The sequence below is a fragment of the Flavobacterium sp. GL_143 genome (genome assembly GCF_057834355.1).
On record NZ_CM174401.1, the window covers coordinates 5,529,628 to 5,550,393 of the forward strand.

20 protein-coding genes are annotated in these 20,766 nt (G+C 33.8%); 7 read left to right on the forward strand and 13 right to left on the reverse strand.

Annotation, left to right across the window (positions count from 1 at the left end; translation table 11 throughout):
• Window positions 1–4 precede the first annotated feature (4 nt).
• The 8 genes from AC3IPI_RS23285 to AC3IPI_RS23320 are packed head-to-tail and all read right to left on the reverse strand — an operon-like array spanning window position 5 to window position 8,904.
• The gene (locus AC3IPI_RS23285) at window positions 5–724 is read right to left on the reverse strand and encodes an urease accessory protein UreH domain-containing protein (protein WP_489156111.1); all 720 of its coding nucleotides are present in this window, start codon (window positions 722–724) and stop codon (window positions 5–7) included.
• Window positions 725–729: 5 nt separating this feature from the next.
• Window positions 730–1,806, reverse strand: coding sequence for a hydrogenase formation protein HypD (hypD, locus tag AC3IPI_RS23290; protein ID WP_489156113.1), 1,077 nt, complete (start codon window positions 1,804–1,806; stop codon window positions 730–732).
• A gap of 1 nt (window position 1,807) precedes the next feature.
• Window positions 1,808–2,434, reverse strand: a complete 627-nt coding sequence (locus tag AC3IPI_RS23295) for an FKBP-type peptidyl-prolyl cis-trans isomerase (RefSeq protein WP_489156115.1) — start codon at window positions 2,432–2,434, stop codon at window positions 1,808–1,810.
• 3 nt (window positions 2,435–2,437) lie between these two features.
• On the reverse strand, window positions 2,438–4,711 hold the full coding sequence (hypF, locus tag AC3IPI_RS23300; RefSeq protein WP_489156117.1) for a carbamoyltransferase HypF: 2,274 nt from the start codon (window positions 4,709–4,711) through the stop codon (window positions 2,438–2,440).
• 3 nt (window positions 4,712–4,714) lie between these two features.
• Window positions 4,715–5,230, reverse strand: a complete 516-nt coding sequence (locus tag AC3IPI_RS23305; RefSeq protein WP_240474642.1) for a HyaD/HybD family hydrogenase maturation endopeptidase — start codon at window positions 5,228–5,230, stop codon at window positions 4,715–4,717.
• An 8-nt stretch (window positions 5,231–5,238) separates the two neighbouring features.
• Window positions 5,239–6,006 (reverse strand): Ni/Fe-hydrogenase, b-type cytochrome subunit, encoded by a 768-nt coding sequence (gene cybH, locus AC3IPI_RS23310; protein ID WP_039111170.1) that lies wholly within the window; start codon window positions 6,004–6,006, stop codon window positions 5,239–5,241.
• A gap of 15 nt (window positions 6,007–6,021) precedes the next feature.
• Window positions 6,022–7,758: a nickel-dependent hydrogenase large subunit gene (locus tag AC3IPI_RS23315; RefSeq protein ID WP_039111171.1), complete on the reverse strand. Its 1,737-nt coding sequence runs from the start codon at window positions 7,756–7,758 to the stop codon at window positions 6,022–6,024.
• An 18-nt stretch (window positions 7,759–7,776) separates the two neighbouring features.
• Complete coding sequence (locus tag AC3IPI_RS23320) at window positions 7,777–8,904, reverse strand: hydrogenase small subunit (RefSeq protein ID WP_489156120.1); 1,128 nt, start codon at window positions 8,902–8,904, stop codon at window positions 7,777–7,779.
• A gap of 196 nt (window positions 8,905–9,100) precedes the next feature.
• On the opposite strand from AC3IPI_RS23320, the gene AC3IPI_RS23325 reads away from it, so the two are divergent.
• Genes AC3IPI_RS23325 through hypE form a run of 4 tightly spaced genes read left to right on the forward strand, consistent with a single transcriptional unit; the run spans window position 9,101 to window position 11,567 of the window.
• Window positions 9,101–9,442 (forward strand): hydrogenase maturation nickel metallochaperone HypA/HybF, encoded by a 342-nt coding sequence (locus tag AC3IPI_RS23325; protein ID WP_489156122.1) that lies wholly within the window; start codon window positions 9,101–9,103, stop codon window positions 9,440–9,442.
• A gap of 6 nt (window positions 9,443–9,448) precedes the next feature.
• Complete coding sequence (gene hypB, locus AC3IPI_RS23330; protein ID WP_489156124.1) at window positions 9,449–10,300, forward strand: hydrogenase nickel incorporation protein HypB; 852 nt, start codon at window positions 9,449–9,451, stop codon at window positions 10,298–10,300.
• A 4-nt stretch (window positions 10,301–10,304) separates the two neighbouring features.
• A complete protein-coding gene (locus AC3IPI_RS23335; RefSeq protein ID WP_039111175.1) occupies window positions 10,305–10,541 on the forward strand; it encodes a HypC/HybG/HupF family hydrogenase formation chaperone in 237 nt (78 codons plus the stop codon).
• A gap of 9 nt (window positions 10,542–10,550) precedes the next feature.
• Window positions 10,551–11,567 (forward strand): hydrogenase expression/formation protein HypE, encoded by a 1,017-nt coding sequence (gene hypE / locus AC3IPI_RS23340; protein WP_489156126.1) that lies wholly within the window; start codon window positions 10,551–10,553, stop codon window positions 11,565–11,567.
• A gap of 575 nt (window positions 11,568–12,142) precedes the next feature.
• Here hypE and guaB read toward each other — a convergent pair.
• From guaB to AC3IPI_RS23360, 4 genes are all read right to left on the reverse strand, one after another.
• Window positions 12,143–13,615 (reverse strand): IMP dehydrogenase, encoded by a 1,473-nt coding sequence (gene guaB / locus AC3IPI_RS23345; RefSeq protein WP_039111178.1) that lies wholly within the window; start codon window positions 13,613–13,615, stop codon window positions 12,143–12,145.
• Window positions 13,616–13,860: 245 nt separating this feature from the next.
• A complete protein-coding gene (locus AC3IPI_RS23350; RefSeq protein ID WP_489156128.1) occupies window positions 13,861–15,261 on the reverse strand; it encodes a DUF5723 family protein in 1,401 nt (466 codons plus the stop codon).
• A complete protein-coding gene (locus AC3IPI_RS23355; RefSeq protein WP_039119946.1) occupies window positions 15,258–15,809 on the reverse strand; it encodes a hypothetical protein in 552 nt (183 codons plus the stop codon). Before AC3IPI_RS23355 ends, AC3IPI_RS23350 begins: the two co-directional genes overlap by 4 nt.
• Before the next feature lie 81 nt (window positions 15,810–15,890).
• The gene (locus AC3IPI_RS23360; protein ID WP_086894101.1) at window positions 15,891–16,757 is read right to left on the reverse strand and encodes a hydroxymethylglutaryl-CoA lyase; all 867 of its coding nucleotides are present in this window, start codon (window positions 16,755–16,757) and stop codon (window positions 15,891–15,893) included.
• 359 nt (window positions 16,758–17,116) lie between these two features.
• On the opposite strand from AC3IPI_RS23360, the gene AC3IPI_RS23365 reads away from it, so the two are divergent.
• Together AC3IPI_RS23365 and AC3IPI_RS23370 are read left to right on the forward strand one after the other, a co-directional pair.
• The gene (locus AC3IPI_RS23365) at window positions 17,117–17,728 is read left to right on the forward strand and encodes a hypothetical protein (RefSeq protein WP_039111183.1); all 612 of its coding nucleotides are present in this window, start codon (window positions 17,117–17,119) and stop codon (window positions 17,726–17,728) included.
• Window positions 17,725–18,438, forward strand: a complete 714-nt coding sequence (locus AC3IPI_RS23370; RefSeq protein WP_039119949.1) for a DUF3307 domain-containing protein — start codon at window positions 17,725–17,727, stop codon at window positions 18,436–18,438. The genes AC3IPI_RS23365 and AC3IPI_RS23370 overlap by 4 nt, the downstream gene beginning before the upstream one ends.
• Here AC3IPI_RS23370 and AC3IPI_RS23375 read toward each other — a convergent pair.
• Window positions 18,424–19,443 (reverse strand): quinone-dependent dihydroorotate dehydrogenase, encoded by a 1,020-nt coding sequence (locus tag AC3IPI_RS23375; protein WP_489156131.1) that lies wholly within the window; start codon window positions 19,441–19,443, stop codon window positions 18,424–18,426. The genes AC3IPI_RS23370 and AC3IPI_RS23375 overlap by 15 nt on opposite strands.
• A gap of 155 nt (window positions 19,444–19,598) precedes the next feature.
• Between AC3IPI_RS23375 and AC3IPI_RS23380 the strand changes: the two genes are divergently transcribed.
• Window positions 19,599–20,738, forward strand: a complete 1,140-nt coding sequence (locus AC3IPI_RS23380; RefSeq protein WP_489156133.1) for a formylglycine-generating enzyme family protein — start codon at window positions 19,599–19,601, stop codon at window positions 20,736–20,738.
• Window positions 20,739–20,766: the final 28 nt, after the last annotated feature.

The following is a 20,766-nucleotide window of genomic DNA, read 5'->3' on the forward strand; positions in this document are numbered from 1 at the left end:
TTCCTTATGCAAAGAAATTTTCATACACTACTTTAAATCCATAAGCAATACAAAGCAGCGAGGAAATTATGATTAATACGTATTGTAGTTTTTGAGATTTGAGTACATTTTTAGCAAAAGGAATACTGAATAATCCAGAGGCTAAAAACATCCCGAAAATTGAACCTAATCCAAAAACTAAGATATACATTAATCCTTCTAAAACCGTTTTCATCTGAGAGATTACTAATACGACCAAAGCGCCACTGCCCGCCAATCCATGAATTAATCCTACACCAAATGCTGCCCGATATCCCTTAGATTCATCTGGATGTTCATGCTCAAACAAATCTATGGGATGAGAATGGGTATATGTATGAGAATGCAAATGGGTGTGGGTAACGCCATTACTATGGGTATGTTCATGTGAGTGCGTGTAGGTATGAGTATGGGTATTTTTTTTAAATAACTTAAACAAACGAAAAACACCTAGTATAATCAACATTAAACCAACAGTTCCTTCAAGATAACTAAAAACACTTTCCTTTATAATTACCTTAAAACCAATCATAACAACACCTATCACAAAAATGGTAAGGGTATGTCCTATTCCCCAATACATCCCATCTTTGGCAGCTTTCTTTATATTTTTTCTATTAGTTACTAAATTATTAACAGCCAATAAATGATCCATTTCAAGAGCATGTTCTAATCCTGCATAAAGTGTTATTATTATTCCAATCATAACAACTACAAATAATTATAATATGCAGCACACGCTCCTTCAGAAGAAACCATTGGTGCTCCTAATGGATTAGACGGTTTGCATTTTTTTCCAAATTCGGGGCATTGGTTTGGTTTTTTAGTTCCTCTTAAAATTTCTCCTGCAATACAATTTTGGTCAGTCTTTTTATTACTACTGTTAATCGAAAATCGAGAATTAGCATCATATTTTCTATAGTTTTCTCTCATCACCAATCCACTATTTTCGATTACGCCAATACTTCTCCACTCTTGATCTCCAATTGTAAAAACAGCGTCTACAACCTCTTTAGCTTTTATATTCCCTTCTTCTTTTACTAGTCGGGTATATTGATTTTCAACTTCAAATTTTCCCGCTTCTAATTGTAGTACAGCATGATAAATAGCCCGAAGCAAATCGGCAGGTTCAAATCCAGAAATTACAATCGGAATTTTATATTTTGCAGAAATGGGATAATATTCTTCCAATCCTACTATTGTACACACATGTCCGGCTCCCAAAAAAGCATCAATAGTACAAAACTCATCAGATAAAATAGTCTCCATAGCAGGTGGCACAAGTACATGCGAGACTAATAAACTAAAATTACCCAAGTCTAATTTTTGAGCATGAATTACTGCTAAAGCAATACTTGGAGCTGTCGTTTCAAATCCTACTGCAAAAAATACAATTTCTCTATCAGGGTTTTGTGCAGCTATATTTACCGCCTCCAGTGGGGAATATAAAATACGTAAATCTCCCCCTTCAGCCTTAGCTTGCAACAGACTTTGAGAAGAACCTGGTACTCGGGTCATATCCCCAAATGAGCACAAAATTACATCTTGCTTCATCAATTCTATTGCCTTATCTATTAAAGAAATTGGAGTTACACATACAGGGCAACCAGGCCCATGAATCATTCTTATGTTTGAAGGCAATAAATCCAACAAACCGTTTTTTACTAATGAATGCGTTTGTCCACCACAAATTTCCATTATATTCCAAGGCTTTGTGGTTATTTTATGCAATTCGGTAATATACTGTTTTACCAATTCAGGATTTCTGTACTCTGAGAGATACTTCATGTCAAACAATATTTAAAAGTTCAATTATAAAAACTAAGGTTGAATTGGGCTGAATCATCGGAGGTGCTCCAATTTCGGCGTATGCCAAATGATGTGGGATATAAACTTTCCAGCGAGAGCCTTCTGGCATTAATTGCAATGCTTCTTGCCAACCTTGTATAGTCTGCAATAATTTAATTTTCTGCGCACCAGTTTCTTTAGTCGAATCAAAAACATTTTTATTCAGCAAATAGCCTTCATAAATAACATTTACAGTATCTGTTCTTCTAGGAATACTTCCATTTCCTTCAACTAAAACTTCGTATTGCAATCCACTTGAAAGCGAAATTATTCCTGCCTTTTTAGAATTTTTATCCAAAAATTCTTTTCCAATTTCTGCATTCGTAATCTTCAATTCTTCTTGTAAAAGTGCTACATAATTATTAAAGATCTCGATAGATCGTTTAGGAGAAATCTTTGAGCTTGCTTTTCCAAATACAGATTGCATTCCATCTACAAAATCTTCGTATTTTATTTCGTCAAAACCTATATCTTTTAGACTTAATGCCATCACCACTCCCGCAGAATAAGAGATTTTATCTTTCTCTTCTGTTTTACCAACATGCCCTAATAATTCTAAAATATCCATGATTTATTTTTTTATATGTAAATAGTAATTGAGTTGTCCAAATGAAATATTTTCGTCATTGGGAGAAACTATTTTATGAAAATGAAGTTTATATTTTGGTTTTAAATGATCAACAATCAAATCTATAAGTACTGAGTTTTGGAAAACTCCTCCGCTAAATGCTAATTCTTTTGCTTTTGAAAATTTTGCAACTTTTTCAATACATTTCACCAAAGTATAATGAAAATTAAGAGCGATAATTTCTAGATCAACATTCTTTTTACGAGCTGTAATAATTTGCAATAAAATTCTTCTTACAGGAACCAGGTTGGTAATTATCTCATTTTTTAAATAATCTTCTAATTCTAAAACAGGTTTATTATATCCTCTTTGAGCCAAATTTTCAAGATATAAACCTGCTTCTCCTTCAAATGATATATTATCCAGAAAGCCTAAAGTAAAGGCAACAGCATCGAATAATCTCCCCATAGAGGATGTTTTTATTTTTGCGAGCCCTATCTCATTTTTATAAATTTTCAATTCGTTTTCATCAAAAAAATTTCGAAAAAAAGTATTATTCCCACTTATAGAAAATGCAGCAATTTTTGGGTTTTTTGACATTTTATCTCCCATAATCCATGGGTAATATTCTAAATGACCAACTCTTTTAATCTTATTAGCATTGTAGCGTAGAAACTCTCCTCCATAAATTTCATTTTCATTTCCAAAACCCATTCCATCCCAAATAACACCTAAAACATTCTTTCTTCCCCATAGCTTTTTCTCTCCTAAAATTGCTGCAAAATGAGCTTCATGATGTTGAACTTTCAGAATTTCTTTTTGATTTTTTGTATCTGTAAAATCACTAATAATTTGACTGTTATGATAATTTGGATGTTTATCACAAATAATAACCTCTGGCAAGAAATCAAAAATTTGCAGATACTTTTTTATTTTTTTATCAAATCGATCATAAACATCATAATTACTTAAATCTCCATTATATTCGCTAACATAACATTGATTGTTAGGACTAATAGTAATAGTATTTTTCAAATCTCCGCCTAAGCAAACTATTTTTTGATTGATATCATTACAAAAATCTGTTTTAAAATTTGGAGCAAAACCTCTGGATCGTCTCAGGATTATTTTTACTTTGTTCTTTTCCGAAAATTTAATTACACTATCATCTTGAGGATGTTCTATCTCTAAATTATGATGGAGAAAAAAATCTGCAATAGGTTTTAAAATAGTTGTAGCCTCTTTTTCGTTTGTACAAATTGGTGCCCCGTGAAAATTACCACTAGTAGCTATTAAAGGAGCATTAAAAACAAATGAAATTAATTGTAAAATGCCTGAATTAGGAAGCATTGCTCCAATTGTTCTCATTTCTGGAGCAATTTCATCTACTGCCAGATTATTTTGATCTTTTAAATTTAAAATAACAATAGGTGCTTCAACAGATTTTAATTGTTTCTCTTCTATTTTATTACAATTCAAATTAGCAACAACCTGACTGAAATTTGGAAATAAGACTGCAAGAGGTTTTTTCAAACGTCTTTTCCGACTTCTTAATTCCTTTATAGCCTCTGAATTCCTAGCATCGCATAGTAATAAATATCCCGAAATATTTTTTACAGCTATAATTTTCCCTTTTTTTAATTCATCTGAAATACGTTTGAAAATTTGCAAATTTGTACCTATAATTTTCTTATTTTCTTTATCAGTAAAAGAAAGTTGAACCCCGCAATCGGGACATGAACTTGTTTGCGAATGAAAACGAATATCTTTGGGATTACGATATTCTTCAGAACATGCTTGGCACATTCGGAATTCATTCATGCTCGTATTTTCTCTTTCAAAAGGGAATTTCCTGGTGATAGCGTAACGAGGACCGCATTGAGTACAAGTAGTAAAAGGATAAAAATAACGTTTGTTCTCAGAATCTATAACCTCATCTTTACAACTTTCGCAAATTGCAAAATCTGGTGTTAAAGGTAAATTTGCCGAAATGTTTTCTGTTGTTGATTTTATATAAAAATTTTCAAATTTTTCTTTTGTAGTAAATTCTGAAATCTTAATCGCTGTTATTTTAGCATTCTTAGGATATTTTTTTTTAATCGTTTTGTGAAATTCAAATACTCTTTCGGGCTCTCCACTTGCTATTATAATCAGTCCAAATTCATTATTTGAAACATAACCAGTCAGTCCAAATTCAGTAGCTAAATTATAAACAAAAGGGCGGAAGCCAACACCTTGCACACGTCCAGAAATGATTATTTGAAAAGAATGATTCAAGGTTTAGTTTTTATTAAAATTTTCAATTAATTGAATAATTTTTTCTGTTACTTCTTTTATCGCTCCATCGACTTTTGGAGAAAGTTCCATAAGCATTGGTTCCATTTTAGAAATCGTAATTGTATACAAATAAATTTCGGGCATCGTATCAAGCATAGTCAAAATTTCGACCATGTCCTTTAATCCAAAATTATGACCACTTAAAGAAATCGGAAAATCATTAGAAAATCTGGGTGTTAAGAGTGTAATAGTCCCTTCTTCTTTTCCATCCATTGTTGCATCTACAATAATTACTTTTTTATGGTTCTCGATGCATGGAATTAATGTAAATCCTCCTGTTCCTCCATCAATAAAAGAGATATTTTCGGGAAAATCGGTCTTCTCAATCCTATTAATAAAATGTACTCCAACCCCCTCATCCCCCATTAAATAATTACCAATACCAAGTACTAAAATTTCATTTCCATTAGAGTGAAACTCATCATATTTATATGGCATATTGACTTTTTCTGTAATCATCTTTGCTTTTATATTTTTTTATTTTCTTCTTGATTTCCAGTATTTATCACAACTTCTTTTACATCGTCGGCAATTTCATCTTTTCTAACCCTTTCGGTTCGTACAAATTTATATCCACTTACCATAGCCGATGTCTCACCTAATCCTTCTAACCAATCATGAAAGAATACTAAATAAACATGAACGATTGCAAACAAGATAAAAGTCCAGGTAGTAATATGATGAATAGTCCTAACATTAAAATCTCCTCCTAACAAGTTTACAACCCAACCAAACATTTTTGGTAAAAACCAGGTCGATGTGGGAGCATACATTGCAAACCCAGTGGCTATCATAACAAGTCCCATAAAAAACATAACCAAATAAGAAGCTGCAGCGACACTATTATGTCCTACAGCTCCTGTAGGGGAATTATTTGTTTCTTCATTTTGCAAAAAAATATCGTATTTAATAACGTGCCACATCCTTTTAAATCCTTCTTTCTTAAAAGGAAGAAATACACGCCAATTAGCGTATTTATTCCCTTTGAAAGCAAAATAAACCCTCAAAATCATCACTGCTACCAATAGATAGGCACATATAAAATGGATTTCGCGAACGTAGCCAAACCAAAATTGTTCTGTAGCTTCTTTGCTGGAGATAATTCCGGGCGGATTTGCAATAATAAATCCTGTTGCGACTAATCCTGTAATAGCCCAAGCATTTACCCAATGAAAAATACGCACGGGTAATTGCCATATATAAGCTCTTTTATAATCGTTGGTTTTTGTTGGCATGCTTTACAATTTAAATTAAGAATTACAAATTGTGATATCGTTTACTTCTTTAATAATGTCTCCATTTTCATCGTATAAATGAACTGCACAAGCGATACAAGGATCAAATGAATGTATCGTTCTAATTATTTCTAATGGTAATTCTGGATTTGCAACTGGTGTATTTAGCAAACTACTTTCGTAAGGAGATCGTTGTCCTTTTGGATCTCTGGGAGAAGCGTTCCATGTCGAAGGAACTACTTGTTGATAATTAGCCACTTTTGCATCTTTTATAACAATCCAATGGCTCAAAGCGCCTCGTGGTGCTTCGACAATACCTACTCCTTTAGCCTCTTTTGGCCAGGTAGACGTTTCCCATTTTTCTGTATTTGCGATATTGGTATCTCCTTTTTTGATATTCTCAATTAAAGTATCAAAAAATTCCAGATTCCAGTTTGCCACTAATTTTGATTCTAAAGCTCTTGCGGCAGTTCTTCCTAAAGTCGAAAACAGTGCTGCAGCTGGAACTTGCAATTTTGATAATGTAGAATCAATAGTTTCTTTAAATTCTTCTCTTCCGGACGCATATCCAACTAACATTCTAGCAAGCGGACCTACTTCCATCGCATGACCTTTCCATCTTGGTGTTTTGATAAAACTGTATTTTTCATCAACATTCAAATGTGTATAAGGTGGTTTAGGACCTGTGTAATTTATTTTGGTTTCTCCGCTCCACGGTTGTCTTCCTAAATTACCATCTCCTTCATAATCATACCAGGAATTATTTACATACTCTTCTACTGTTTTTAAATCTCTTAAATCTAAGTCATGAAGTTTAGATAAATCTTTATTCAAAATAACTCCCGACGGGAATTTAAAATTAATATCGTTTGTATTATTATGCCCCTGCATTGGGAATTCTCTAGAAGACATAAAATTATGAAACCCTCCAATAGCCCCCCAGTCTTTATAGTATCCTGCAATGGCAAGAACATCTGGAACATATACTTGTTCTACAAATTGCTTCCCTTCTTCTAAAAGTTGTCTTACGTGGGCAAGTCTTTCGGCATTTAATCCACTTGCATCATCAAGGTTAATAGAGCAAGCCATTCCTCCAACTAAAAAATTGGGGTGTGGATTTTTACCACCAAAAATAGCATGCACTTTCACAATTTCTTTTTGCCACTCTAAGGCTTCCAAATAATGTGCAGTTGCCATTAAATTAACTTCGGGTGGTAGTTTCATTTGTGGATGTCCCCAATAACCATTAGCAAAAATTCCTAATTGACCACTCTCTACAAATTTTTTCAGTCTTTTTTGTAAATCCGAAAAATAACCTGGTGAACTTTTTGGCCAATTTGAAATAGATTGTGCTATTTGAGAAGTTTTTACAGGATCTGCGTTCAAGCCACTTATTACATCTACCCAATCAAATGCGTGGAGATGATAAAAATGAACTACGTGATCATGTAAGTATAAAGCTCCTAGCATAATATTACGAACCATTTCTGCATTTGGAGGAACTACAATTCCAAGTGCATCTTCAACAGCCCGTATTGATGCGGTAGCATGGGAAGCTGTACAAACCCCACAAGTACGTTGTACAAAAGCCCAAACGTCTTTTGGATTCCTGTCTTTTACAATGTTTTCAAGACCTCTAACCATAGTCGAAGATAAAAAAGCTTCTTGTATAGTTCCATCCGAAATTTCTACTTCGGCTCTAAGATGTCCTTCTATTCTAGTAATTGGGTCTACCACTATTCTCTCTGCCATTCTTTATTTTTTTATAGATTATAAATCGTCTAAGTGTTTTTCGTTTTCAGTTGCCTGATTAATTCTTTGATTTAGCTCTTTTCGTTTTGATACATTAGAGAGGATGGCATGAACCCCAATACCTGCAGCAACTCCCCCAAGGGCAATTTTACCTATTGTATCGGCATTTGCTTCTATATCTCCCGCTGATACAGAGGAGTCTCTCGAATAAAAACTTCCTGCGTTCCAGAAATCTTTGGCACTACAGCCTAAACAGCCATGTCCGGATTGAATTGGGTAGCTTACCCCTCCATTCCATTTCATATTACCGCAAGCATTGTAGGTACTAGGTCCTTTACAACCAACTTTGTATAAGCAATATCCTTTTTTTGCATTCTCATCATCAAAATTTTCGACAAATAATCCTGCGTCAAAATAAGGTCGGCGATAACAACTATCATGGACTCTTTTAGAATAAAATGCTTTTGGTCTACCTGCATTATCTAGTTCTGGCAATTTCCCGAAGGCAACAATATGTACAATAATACCAGCCATTACCTCTCCTATAGGAGGGCATCCCGGAACATTGATAATTGGTTTATCGGTAATGATTTTGTTTATAGGTACTGCACCTGTAGGATTTGGTTTTGCAGCTTGTACACAACCAGATGTTGCACAACTTCCCCAAGCAATTATCGCTTTTGCCCCTGCAGCAGATTCTTTTAGTATATCAACAGCGCTACGGCCTCCTATACAACAATAATTTCCGTCGGCACCAAGAGGTATAGAGCCTTCAACACAAAGAATGTATTCTCCTTTGTATTTATTCATTGTTGCTTGTTTAGCTGCTTCGGCTTGATGCCCAGAAGCGGCCATTAGCGTTAGCGTATAATCTAATGATATTTTGTCTAAAATAATATCGGCAACAATAGGATGATCCGAACGAATAAACGACTCACTACAACAGGTACACTCCTGAAAATGTTCCCAAATAACGGGTAATCTGGGTGTCCTTTCTAATGCTTTTGTGATCTGTCCTATTGCAGAACTTTCAACACCCATATAAGCCCCTATATATGCTACAAATTTTAAAAAATCTCTCCTACTATAACCTTGTCTTTCGATACTATTATAATAAGTCTCATTCTTTTTGACTTTATCCTCCATCCTTACGTTAGTTTTTAAAACACTTCATGGTCTATTTGATTTAGAATACTCAACATTGCAGACCAATACTTTCATTAAATATCAATACTTCAAATTTTATTTTATTTTTCCTACAATTTTATGATAATTATCATGTTATGAAAGGTTTAATAAACTTAAATTGACCCCTAAATTTTGTCCTAAAAGCAAACTCAATATGCATGAACTTTCTATTGTCTCCTCTATTGTAAAAACTGCTCATCAAGAAGTAGAGAAAATAAAAGGAAAAAAGGTCTTAGAAATTTATCTCGAAATAGGAAAACTATCTGGCGTCGAGATAGATTCTTTTCATTTCGTATGGCCATTGTGCACTAATAACAGTGTGCTGGACGGTTCCAAATTATTTATTGAAGAACCTGTCGGGAGGGCAAAATGTGCAGAATGTAATCACACCTTTATTATCAAAAAAATATTTGATTCCTGCCCCAATTGCAACAGTCCTTTTAAAGAAATTTTAGAAGGGAAAGAACTAAAAATTAAAAAATTAATTATAAAATAGAAAATTATGTGTACCACCTGCGGATGTAGCTCTGATGAGAATGAAATAAGATATACTAAAATGGGCGAAAAACAGAATCATTCTAGCAATAGTAATTTTCATCATCACCATCATGATAATGAACTACAACATGATCATGAACATGACCACGAACATACTCATGACCATAATCATGGCCACAGCCATCATCATAGTCATAATCACGAGATAAGTGTTATACAATTAGAAAAAGATATTTTACATAAAAACCAATTAACTGCCGAGAGAAACAGAGGTTTCTTTGAAGCTTTAAATATTTTCTCAATCAACCTGGTGAGTTCTCCTGGATCAGGAAAAACATCATTACTGGAACGAACAATTACTGATTTAAAAAGTAAAATAACTTTTTCAGTTATCGAAGGGGATCAACAAACCACAAATGATGCTGACAGGATTCACAAACTTAATGTTCCTGTAATTCAAATAAATACTGGAAAAGGATGTCATCTTGATAGCGAAATGATCTCGAGAGCTGTTAAAGAATTGAAACCTAAACAAGATTCGATTATGATGATTGAAAATGTTGGAAATCTAGTTTGTCCAGCGATGTTTGATTTAGGAGAATCTAAACGTATTGTAATTATATCTGTGACCGAAGGTGAGGACAAACCCTTAAAATATCCTGATATGTTTTATGGTTCGCAAATATGCATTATCAATAAAATAGATTTATTACCATATTTAAAATTTGATTTAGAGAAATTAAAAGAATATGCCAGAAAAGTAAATCCTCAATTAGAATTCTTTGAAGTTTCGGCCACATCTGGAGAAGGGTTAGAAGCATGGTATACCTATTTAACCCAATCAATAAACCAATAACAGTATGTGCTTAGCAGTCCCTGGTCAACTTAAAAAAGTAACAATGCAACTCGATGAAACTTTTAGAATTGGAAACGTTTCATTTGAAGGAATTATTAAAGAAGTCAATCTAACGCTTGTTCCCGAAGCAAAAGAAGGCGATTATGTTTTAGTACATGTTGGTGCTGCTATAGGTATTATAGACGAAGAAGAAGCCAAACGTACTATGGCAGTTTTAAAGGAAATGGGGGAAGAAATTTAAATTCTAAAAATGAATAATTCTAAAAATTCAGAAGCAATTTATCTACATCACGGAAGCGGTGGAGAACACATGACGCAATTATTAAATGATGTTATTTTAAAGATTTTAAAAAACGATATTTTAGATGTTCGACATGATGGCGCCTTTATAAATTTACAAGGAAATTTTGCCTTTTCTACTGATAGTTATGTTATTTCTCCCATTTTCTTTAAAGGAGGAAACATTGGAGAGCTTGCTGTAAACGGAACCGTAAATGACCTCTCTATGTGTGGAGCAATTCCTAAATATCTCTCTTTATCATTAATAATTGAAGAAGGTTTTAGTTTAGATGAATTTACCCAGATTATTAAATCTATAAAATCGGCTGCCGACAAAGCTGGCGTTTTTATTGTTACCGGAGACACTAAAGTAGTTGAAAGAGGAAAAGGAGATAAAATTTACATCAATACTTCTGGAGTTGGAATTGTACATGAAAAAGCAAATATAAAAATTGGGAATATTCTTAAAAACGATGCCATACTTATAAATGGTCCGATAGCATCACACGGAATGGCAATCATGTCGGAACGAGAAGGTCTTCAGTTTGACAGTGATATATTGAGTGATACTACAAACTTAAACGAGATTACACTTGAATTGATAGAAAAATATGGTGCTAAAATTCATTTTCTAAGAGATGCAACACGTGGAGGTCTAGCATCGGTATTACACGAAATTGTAACTGAATGCAATTTTGGAGTGAATCTTTATGATGAAAATATAAAAGTAGAAAATCAAGTAAATAGTGCCTGTGAATTACTGGGTTTAGATCCCTTATATGTTGCCAATGAAGGCATATTTGTGTGTATTGTTGATGCTGAAATTAAAGACGGAGCTTTAGCAATTTTACAAAAAAAGAATCCTCATGCTTCTTGCATAGGTTTTATAACCGAGGACCATCCTTTAAAAATTATCACCGAGAGTGCATTTGGCGGTAAAAGGGTTTTATCTCCATTAATTGGGGAACAATTACCTCGAATTTGCTAATACCTAGGTTAAGATATAATAGATGCTTTTTTAAAATAAAAGAGGTCAATCCTAAAACCTGTAGAGTAGCCGTCATCAACTTGTCTTTCTGACCCAGAAAGAATCTTAGTCAGAAGCTATTGTGCAATGTTATTAAGCAAGGGAAACAATTGTAATACTTTACCAAATAAATCTCTCACAAAGATGTAATCCTAAGGCTTCGGGAGCAAAGGTTTGTCTTTTCGACGGAGGAGAAATCTCCGCGAGAAACTCTACAAAAATTGGGTTCTCATTGCGGAGTTACTTATTGAGATTTCTCCTCCGTCGAAATGACAATATTATGTTTAATCTTTACTTCTTTAAAAAAAAATAACTCAAAAACTTAACTTAATGACATTGAAAACTCATGTCTTCTTGCGTCAGAAAGACACCATTGTGGATGTTTTGCAGTAAAATAATTCTTTGTAAAGCTCTTTAATTTTCTTTGCGAAAATGACAAACAATGATTTATTTATTTTTTAATAAAAACCATCAAACGCAAAAAAGGCATAAGAAACTAAATCTTATGCCTTTTGTTTTATATAGAAATCTCTTGATTATCTTGAGTAATTTGGAGCTTCTTTGGTAATTGTTACATTATGAGGATGACTCTCTGTGATTCCGCTAGAAGTGATTCTAACAAAACGTCCTGACTCTTGTAATGTCGGAATATCTTTTGAACCGCAATATCCCATTCCTGCACGAAGTCCTCCGATAAACTGAAGCATACTTTCGTTTAATTCTCCTTTGTAAGGAACACGACCTACAATTCCTTCTGGAACTAATTTCTTAACATCGTCTTCAACATCTTGAAAATATCGATCTTTTGATCCCGTTTGCATAGCTTCAACAGAACCCATTCCGCGGTAAGATTTGAATTTTCTTCCTTCGAAGATAATCGTTTCACCTGGAGATTCTTTTGTTCCTGCTAGTAATGAACCTAACATTACACAATCGGCTCCAGCAGCAATTGCTTTAGGGATATCTCCTGTATAACGTATTCCACCATCGGCAATTACTGGTACGCCAGATCCTTTTATTGCTGCAGCAACTTCTAATACTGCCGAGAATTGAGGGAATCCAACTCCTGCTACGATACGTGTTGTACAGATTGAACCAGGTCCGATTCCTACTTTTACACCATCGGCACCATTTTCTACTAAATATTTAGCAGCTTCTGGAGTTGCAATGTTTCCAACAATTACATCTATTTGCGGGAATTTTGATTTTACTTCTTTTAAGGTATTTACAACACCTTCTGTATGTCCGTGAGCGGTATCAATGATAATGGCATCTACTCCTGCAGCAACTAATGCTTCTGCTCTTTGAACTGCATCACCAGTAACTCCAATTGCGGCAGCTACTCTTAAACGACCAAAAACATCTTTATTAGCAATTGGTTTTTGGGTAAGTTTAGTAATATCTCTAAAAGTGATTAATCCAACTAGTTCATAGTTTGCATTAACAACTGGTAATTTTTCTATTTTATGACCTTGTAAAACTACTTCGGCTTGCTCTAATGAAGTTCCTTCGGCTACAGTTACCAAGTTTTGACTTGTCATAACTTCAACAATTGGTCTTGTTCCATTTTTTTCGAAACGTAAGTCACGATTGGTAACAATTCCTTTAAGGATTCTGTTTTCGTCAACGATTGGGATTCCACCAATTCCGAATTCTTTCATTGCCATTTTAGCATCTGCAATTGTAGAACTTAATGGTAATGTAACTGGATCGATAATCATTCCTGACTCTGCACGCTTTACTTTACGTACTTTGGCAGCTTGTTGCTCGATGGTCATGTTTTTATGCAAAACACCAATTCCACCTTCTTGCGCCATAGCAATTGCCATTGAACTTTCGGTAACGGTATCCATAGCAGCAGATACGATTGGAACGTTTAGCGTTATGTTTCGAGAAAATTTTGATTGGATACTCACTTCGCGAGGAAGCACATTCGAGTAGTTAGGTACTAATAATACATCGTCGTAAGTTAAACCTTCGCCGATAATCTTGGAGTTGTGTGCTATCATGGTGCAATTTCTAGTTGAATTGCGTGCAAATATAGTGAATAAATTGAAAACTTTTACATTATACTATTCAGAAATTTTTAGTCCCGACGCTTCGGGATAAATTCCTATAGTTAATCTCTATTAAAAAAAGCTCCTGAAATCTACCTCGTTCCTAGCCCGGATAGCAGCGGAAATCCTTTATTGTTTTCCTTTAAAACAATAAAGATTATAGCGAATAGCCGGATTAGCTTCTTATAAAAAATAACTTAATAGTATTCAGAATTTTCTTTGAAAATAAAATTAAGTCCAAATTGAAACGTAGCACTATTGGCTTTTGTGATATCCTTGTATTCCAGAATATTATCGACCATGGCGTATAAATTGAACTTACCCAGATTTGTTGAAAGTCCAAATCCTATGTTTTTTGAAGAAAAAGAATCTATGGTGTAAGTTGCTTTTATTTGAAGATTTTCAAAAAGAGTACGTCTATAAAAAGCCGTTAAAGCTACCAATGGTGTTCTTGGTGTAGACATTGCAAATAATTGCGCTCCTACCCCATTAAGATATTCAGTTTCTCCTTTTGATACACAATTACATTCTTCGTCGGATCTGGATTCACCGAAAGAATACTGAAATGATGCATTAAATTTTACTGGTCGCCAAGTAGTGTATTTACCATAAACTGTGTCACGCGGAATTGCTGCTTCGAACTCATCGAATACATTTTCTGGTTTTTCGGGATTCGTAAAATTAGGATTTACTCCTTCATATTGATAATACCCCTTATAAGTAATCGTTTCGACATCTTTGCTATGGTGAATAAAACCAACATCGATTACACTTGCTGTGAGCTGAATATTTTTTTTAGGATAATAAGTTATTCCTGCATCAAAACCGAGCCCTAAATTTCCACCCAAAAAAGTGTTTTTTGCAATATCCGAAGCTACGCTTCCATTATAATCATCTTTACGAAATTCGGCAATTCCAGAGGTCCTTAGTTCTAAATTAGAAGATATAATTTGATTATACATTGTTGTATTAGAGTTTCCTGTATAAATATATCCTGAATTCTTGGTAGTAGTCGCATTTAATCCGCTAGAATACAACTTTGCTCTACCTCCTAAAACTAATTTATCACTTACTTTTTTATGATATCCAACATGAAAAACAGAAATTACTTCGGCCTTGGCCGTTAACTGACTTAAATCAAACGATTTTCCGATATAATTTTTATTTCCGTCTAATGCTAATAATGCCAAATCTTTAGGTACATACATAAAAAAATCAGCTTCTTGATACACTCCAAATGAAATGTAAGCTTTACTTTCTCTACCTCCAACCTTGAATCCTCCTGAAAACAATTCGACTTGCTGATTAACAGAAACCTTATCATTTTTGGATGCTTTGTTTACTGCATTTCTCAACTTGGTATTAAAGTCGACTCCGTTATTTGCAAACAAATCATAAGCCGAAAAACTGCTTGAACCAAGATTTGCCGAAATACCAGATAACAATGGGACTCCAAAATAATACTTATACGAAATATCTGTTCCTGGATTTACAAGCAACGATTGCGGAATTGAAGAGAAATTATACAACACTTGTTTGTTCTGTGCTAATCCTGAAATAGTCATTGCCAACAAGAAAATTAAATAGATTTTTCTCATTTGATTTCGAAGTAAACAGTTGCTCCCGAACGTAATTTTAATCTTCCTGGGCTATCTGGAGTTAATGGAGTTCCTGGCAGCATGGTAATTCCTATTTCTAGTTTAACTGATTTTTTTAATAAATCTAATGTCTCATTTTCAAAAACATCTGTATACTTTACAATATTTGGTGTATTTGCATAAGCTGGAACATCTATTTCGGTATGATGAACCACCTGATTATCGACATCAAGAAAAACAAAATTAACTATGTAGGCTCTAGCAATCGTATTATCAATTTCGAAATTGAACTCGGCTTTCTTTAAATTGTCTCTAAAAAAACTATCCCTAAACACATCAAAATCCTGTACGTTAAAAACAACATCTTGTTCTTCTCCATTATCAACAAATGTATTTGCTTTAACATCAAAGTAGGTTAAATTAGCAACAAAAACAGGCTCTAATTTAAGATCTTTGGTTTGGTCAAAATCTAAATCACTAGCGCACGAACAAAACAATAACGCAACGATTATGAGCCTGAAAAACATATTGTATTGATATAATTTCATTGCAAAATTATTTTAATTTGATGTAATGAGAACAACGATTTTGATTAATTGTTGTAATTAAAAGAAAAAGACATTAATGATTTAATGATATGCTCCAAACAATTTAGATGCTTCATTATAAGCACTTTCAAAACTCATAGCCCTTACATTGGTATCTTGTTTTTGCGCTGTAAAATACGACACCATTTTTTCTGTTGGCATGTTCCCTGTTAGTTTATCGGTAGCCATTGGGCATCCTCCAAAACCTTGAATCGCTCCATCAAAACGGCGACAACCTGCAAGGAAAGCAGCATCTATTTTTTCGAACCAAGTATTGGGTGTGGTATGCAAATGTGCGCCAAACTCGATTTGAGGATATTGTGCAATTAAATTCGAAAATAAATACGTAATAATATCTGGAGTTGAACTTCCTACGGTATCAGAAAGTGAGAGTGTTTTCACACCCATTTTGGATAATTTCTCTGTCCACTCCCCAACAATCTCAACGTTCCAGGGGTCACCATACGGATTCCCGAATCCCATCGAAAGATAGGTAATCACTTCTTTGTTCTTTTTATCAGCAATTTCTAATATTTCCTGAAGCGTAATTATAGATTCGGCTATAGTTTTATGTGTATTTCTCATTTGGAAATTCTCGGAAATCGAAAATGGAAATCCTAAATACTGAATCTCTTTATGCTCCGAAGCTATTTCTGCTCCTTGTGTATTGGCTATAATTGCTAATAATTTACTGGTAGTTTGAGACAAATCTAGTTGTGCCAAAACCTCAGCTGTATCTTGCATTTGCGGAATTGCTTTTGGAGAAACAAAACTCCCAAAATCAATGGTATCAAAACCTACTCGCAATAAAGACTGGATATAAGAAACTTTATTCTTGGTAGGAATAAATGTTTTGATGCCTTGCATAGCATCTCGCGGACATTCGATAATCTTAATTTCTTTACTCAAAGCAGTTCTGTTTCTGAATGCTAAGTTACTGTCTTTTTTATATAAATAAAAAATATCTTCCTCGTTTATTTTATTACATAAAAAAGTAATAATTACAAATATTACACAAAAACGTAATAATAAATAATATTCCTTATATTTGTAATATTAAAACTCCTATGAGTAAAGTTAATCGATTTGAGCATTTATAATAAATGTGGGCTTCTCCCGTCCCGAAGTTTCGGGATCGGGACGCTCAGCCTGACAAACTTTTATATGTCCACCTGAGCGGAGTCGAAGGGACATTTTATAATAGGTAAACCAAAGAAATGTAGCCAATTGAAACAAAAAAGCTATTTAATTTTTAATTATATTTGAATATGATAAGCGTAATCACAGGGGATATTATAGGTTCCAGACAACTAAAATCCAAAGATTGGATTGAGAATTTAAAAAAGCTATTTTCTCAATTCGGCAAAAATCCGAGCGAATGGGAGATTTATCGTGGTGATGAATTCCAGATAGAAATTAAAAATCCTGAAGAAGCTCTATTAGCAACTTTATTGATAAAAGCCTATTTGAGATCTATAAAACTGGATGCCAGAATGAGTATTGGTTTTGGAGACAAGACCTATACAGCAAAGAAAATATCCGAAAGTAACGGAACTGCTTTTGTAAATTCCGGAGAACTTTTTGAAACTTTGAAAAAACAAAAAACAACTTTGGCATTAAAATCCGGAAATCTTGATTTTGATACAAAACTCAATTTAATGTTACGTTTAAGTCTTACTTTTATGGATAACTGGCTGGTTCCTGCTGCTAAATTTATAGTAATTGCAATTCAGAATCCGACATTATCACAGGAAGGAATCGGGATAAAATTAGGCATTAACCAAGCAGCCGTAAGTCGAAGACAGAAACGTGCACAATATGATTTAATGATGGATCTAGACCAATATTTTAGATCACAAATAAAAGAATTTACTTTATGATACTATTTGTAAAATTATTTTTGGCACACTTACTTGGTGACTTTATATTTCAGCCTAATTCGTGGGTTATTGATAAAGAAACCAAAAAACAAAAAAGCATTTACCTATATATACATATAGCCTTGCATGGTATTATAGCCTGGATTCTGGTTGGTGAATTGTCCTTTGGATGGTATGCGCTATTATTAGCAATAACACATGGTTTTATTGATTTTTTAAAACTTCATTTCCAAAAAGATACTACCAAAAGAGCTTGGTTTATTGGTGACCAAATTGCACATTTGATAGTTTTGATAGCCATTGCATTTTTATACAGTCAGCAAAGAATATACTTGCATTGGCTTAACAGTCAATTCTGGATTATAGTAACGGGGGTTTTATTTTTAACAAAACCAACTTCTATTTGCATCAGAAACCTGATCTCGATTTGGACTCCCGAAAATAAAAATGGAACCGACAATTCTCTTGCCAATGCAGGAAATTACATTGGCATACTAGAACGTCTATTTGTATTTTGTTTTATAATCACCGGACATTTTGAAGCCATTGGTTTTTTACTGGCAGCAAAATCTATTTTTAGATTTGGTGACTTAAAAGAAGCCAAAGATCGTAAACTGACTGAATATGTTCTTATAGGAACTCTTTTAAGCTTTGGTATTGCATTACTTACTGGCTTGATTGCTCAAGTTATGTTATTACAAACCTTTTAAAATCTCTTTGTTTATTTCTTTAATCAAAGCTGGACCTTCGTAAATAAAACCTGTGTATAACTGAACCAGACTTGCACCTGCATTTAATTTTTCGATAGCATCTTGTGCAGTATGAATTCCTCCTACTCCTATAATAGGAAATGCTTTGTTGCTTTTTTCAGAAAGAAAACGAATTACTTCAGTTGATCTTTGGGTTAAAGGTTTACCCGATAAACCTCCCATTTCTTCTTTATTTACCGATTGCAATCCATCTCTGGAAATAGTAGTGTTGGTTGCGATTACACCAGCAATTTGAGTCGTTTTTATAATATCGATAATATCCAATAATTGCTCATCTGTCAAATCTGGAGCAATTTTTAATAATATCGGTTTTGGTTTTGCATGCGTTAGATTTTTATTTTGTAACGTTTGCAATAATTGCGTCAATGGTTCTTTATCTTGTAACGCTCTTAAGTTTGGCGTGTTTGGAGAACTGACATTCACCACAAAATAATCTACATGATTAAATAAGGCATCAAAACAAATGATATAATCATCGACTGCATTTTCATTTGGGGTTATTTTGTTTTTCCCAATGTTTCCACCAATTAAAACTCCTTTATTTTGCTTCAAGCGTTCTACAGCTTCGATAACACCACCATTATTAAATCCCATACGGTTAATAATTGCCTGATCTTCTTTTAAACGAAATAATCTCTTTTTAGGATTTCCTTCTTGTCCTACTGGTGTTACAGTTCCTATTTCTATAAATCCGAAACCAAAATCTGTAAGTTCTTTATATAGTTTAGCATCTTTATCAAATCCTGCTGCAAGACCAACGGGATTACTAAATTTTATCCCAAAAACTTCTCGCTCTAATCGAGGGTCATTTTCTTTATAAATTGCTTTTATAATCGATGAAACTCCTGGTATTTTTGAAATAAATCTAACAAATGAAAAAGTAAAATAATGAACTTCTTCTGGATCAAACCTAAAAAGTATCGGACGAATAAGCAATTTGTACATAAGTGTGTTGTTGTTTTTGTGGGTGCAAATTTAGCTATTATATGCTAAAATGCACCCAATTTATATAAAAAAACAACTTCTTAATTTGATCAGTTTTAACTTTTTATTGTATTTTTATTGTTGAAAACACAAACTATACAAAAACAGTCGAATTAATGAAAAAAATAAACAAATATTGGTTATTTGGGACAATAGCCGCTGGTATTCTATTTATTAGCTTTGGCTATGCAAAATTTATAAAGCCAACTACAGAAAAAACTACTCAGGATTGTAATGAAGTTCAAATGGTTTCATCAGAATCTAAATTTGAACCTACAATCGTTAATAAAAAAGCAGCTCCATCCAAAGCTCCAAAAGGTATGGTTTGGATTCCAGGCGGAGAATTCTCGATGGGAAGTAATGTTGCCGACGAAAGTTTGTGTAGTATAAAAGGAGTTACCAAAGATGCCGCCCCAATACATCGTGTATATATAGATGGATATTGGATGGATGAAACTGAGGTTACTAATGAACAATTTGAGCAGTTTGTAAAAGCAACTGGATATATAACCGTTGCCGAACAAAAACCTACGAAAGAAGAGTTTCCTACCGCTAACGAAGAAGATTTAATTACTGGATCTGTCGTATTTACTCCTACCCCAACATCTGTAAACTTAAACAACTTCCTGCAATGGTGGTCTTATGTAGGTGGAACAGATTGGAGACATCCTCAGGGACCAGAAAGTACTATAAAAGGAAAAGAAAAATACCCTGTTGTACAAATCGCTTATGAAGACGCTACTGCTTATGCAAAATGGGCAGGAAAAAGACTTCCTAGCGAAGCTGAATGGGAATTTGCAGCAAGAGGCGGCAAAACAGGAGAATTATATGCTTGGGGAAATACTTTAAAACCTAAAGGAAAATTCCAAGCTAATATCTATCAAGGTCATTTCCCGATTAAGGATGGTGATACTGGTGAAGATGGCTTTAAAGGGATTGCGCCAACAGCACAATTTGCCCCAAATGCATATGGATTATATGATATGGCAGGAAATGTATGGGAATGGGTTAATGACTGGTATAGCGTAGATTATTACAAATCATTATCAGAAAATGGTAATGTTGCTAAAAATCCTCAGGGACCAACTACAAGCAATGATCCATCTGAACCAGGACAGCTAAAAAAAGTACATCGTGGTGGTTCATTTTTGTGTACCGACCAATATTGTACTCGTTATATGGTAGGTACAAGAGGAAAAGGCGAAGTACGATCTGCAGCAAATCATCTTGGGTTTAGATGCGTTAAAAGCATTTAAAAATTAAAATTAACACGAAAAGGATTCT

Bases quoted from the DNA above. Each gene is read 5' to 3' on its own strand.
- AC3IPI_RS23285 (WP_489156111.1), bottom strand. From the start codon at position 724: ATGATTGGAATAATAATAACACTTTATGCAGGATTAGAACATGCTCTT.
- hypD (WP_489156113.1), bottom strand. From the start codon at position 1,806: ATGAAGTATCTCTCAGAGTACAGAAATCCTGAATTGGTAAAACAGTAT.
- AC3IPI_RS23295 (WP_489156115.1), bottom strand. From the start codon at position 2,434: ATGGATATTTTAGAATTATTAGGGCATGTTGGTAAAACAGAAGAGAAA.
- AC3IPI_RS23305 (WP_240474642.1), bottom strand. From the start codon at position 5,230: ATGATTACAGAAAAAGTCAATATGCCATATAAATATGATGAGTTTCAC.
- cybH (WP_039111170.1), bottom strand. From the start codon at position 6,006: ATGCCAACAAAAACCAACGATTATAAAAGAGCTTATATATGGCAATTA.
- AC3IPI_RS23315 (WP_039111171.1), bottom strand. From the start codon at position 7,758: ATGGCAGAGAGAATAGTGGTAGACCCAATTACTAGAATAGAAGGACAT.
- AC3IPI_RS23320 (WP_489156120.1), bottom strand. From the start codon at position 8,904: ATGGAGGATAAAGTCAAAAAGAATGAGACTTATTATAATAGTATCGAA.
- AC3IPI_RS23325 (WP_489156122.1), top strand. From the start codon at position 9,101: ATGCATGAACTTTCTATTGTCTCCTCTATTGTAAAAACTGCTCATCAA.
- hypB (WP_489156124.1), top strand. From the start codon at position 9,449: ATGTGTACCACCTGCGGATGTAGCTCTGATGAGAATGAAATAAGATAT.
- AC3IPI_RS23335 (WP_039111175.1), top strand. From the start codon at position 10,305: ATGTGCTTAGCAGTCCCTGGTCAACTTAAAAAAGTAACAATGCAACTC.
- hypE (WP_489156126.1), top strand. From the start codon at position 10,551: ATGAATAATTCTAAAAATTCAGAAGCAATTTATCTACATCACGGAAGC.
- guaB (WP_039111178.1), bottom strand. From the start codon at position 13,615: ATGATAGCACACAACTCCAAGATTATCGGCGAAGGTTTAACTTACGAC.
- AC3IPI_RS23350 (WP_489156128.1), bottom strand. From the start codon at position 15,261: ATGAGAAAAATCTATTTAATTTTCTTGTTGGCAATGACTATTTCAGGA.
- AC3IPI_RS23355 (WP_039119946.1), bottom strand. From the start codon at position 15,809: ATGAAATTATATCAATACAATATGTTTTTCAGGCTCATAATCGTTGCG.
- AC3IPI_RS23365 (WP_039111183.1), top strand. From the start codon at position 17,117: ATGATAAGCGTAATCACAGGGGATATTATAGGTTCCAGACAACTAAAA.
- AC3IPI_RS23370 (WP_039119949.1), top strand. From the start codon at position 17,725: ATGATACTATTTGTAAAATTATTTTTGGCACACTTACTTGGTGACTTT.
- AC3IPI_RS23375 (WP_489156131.1), bottom strand. From the start codon at position 19,443: ATGTACAAATTGCTTATTCGTCCGATACTTTTTAGGTTTGATCCAGAA.
- AC3IPI_RS23380 (WP_489156133.1), top strand. From the start codon at position 19,599: ATGAAAAAAATAAACAAATATTGGTTATTTGGGACAATAGCCGCTGGT.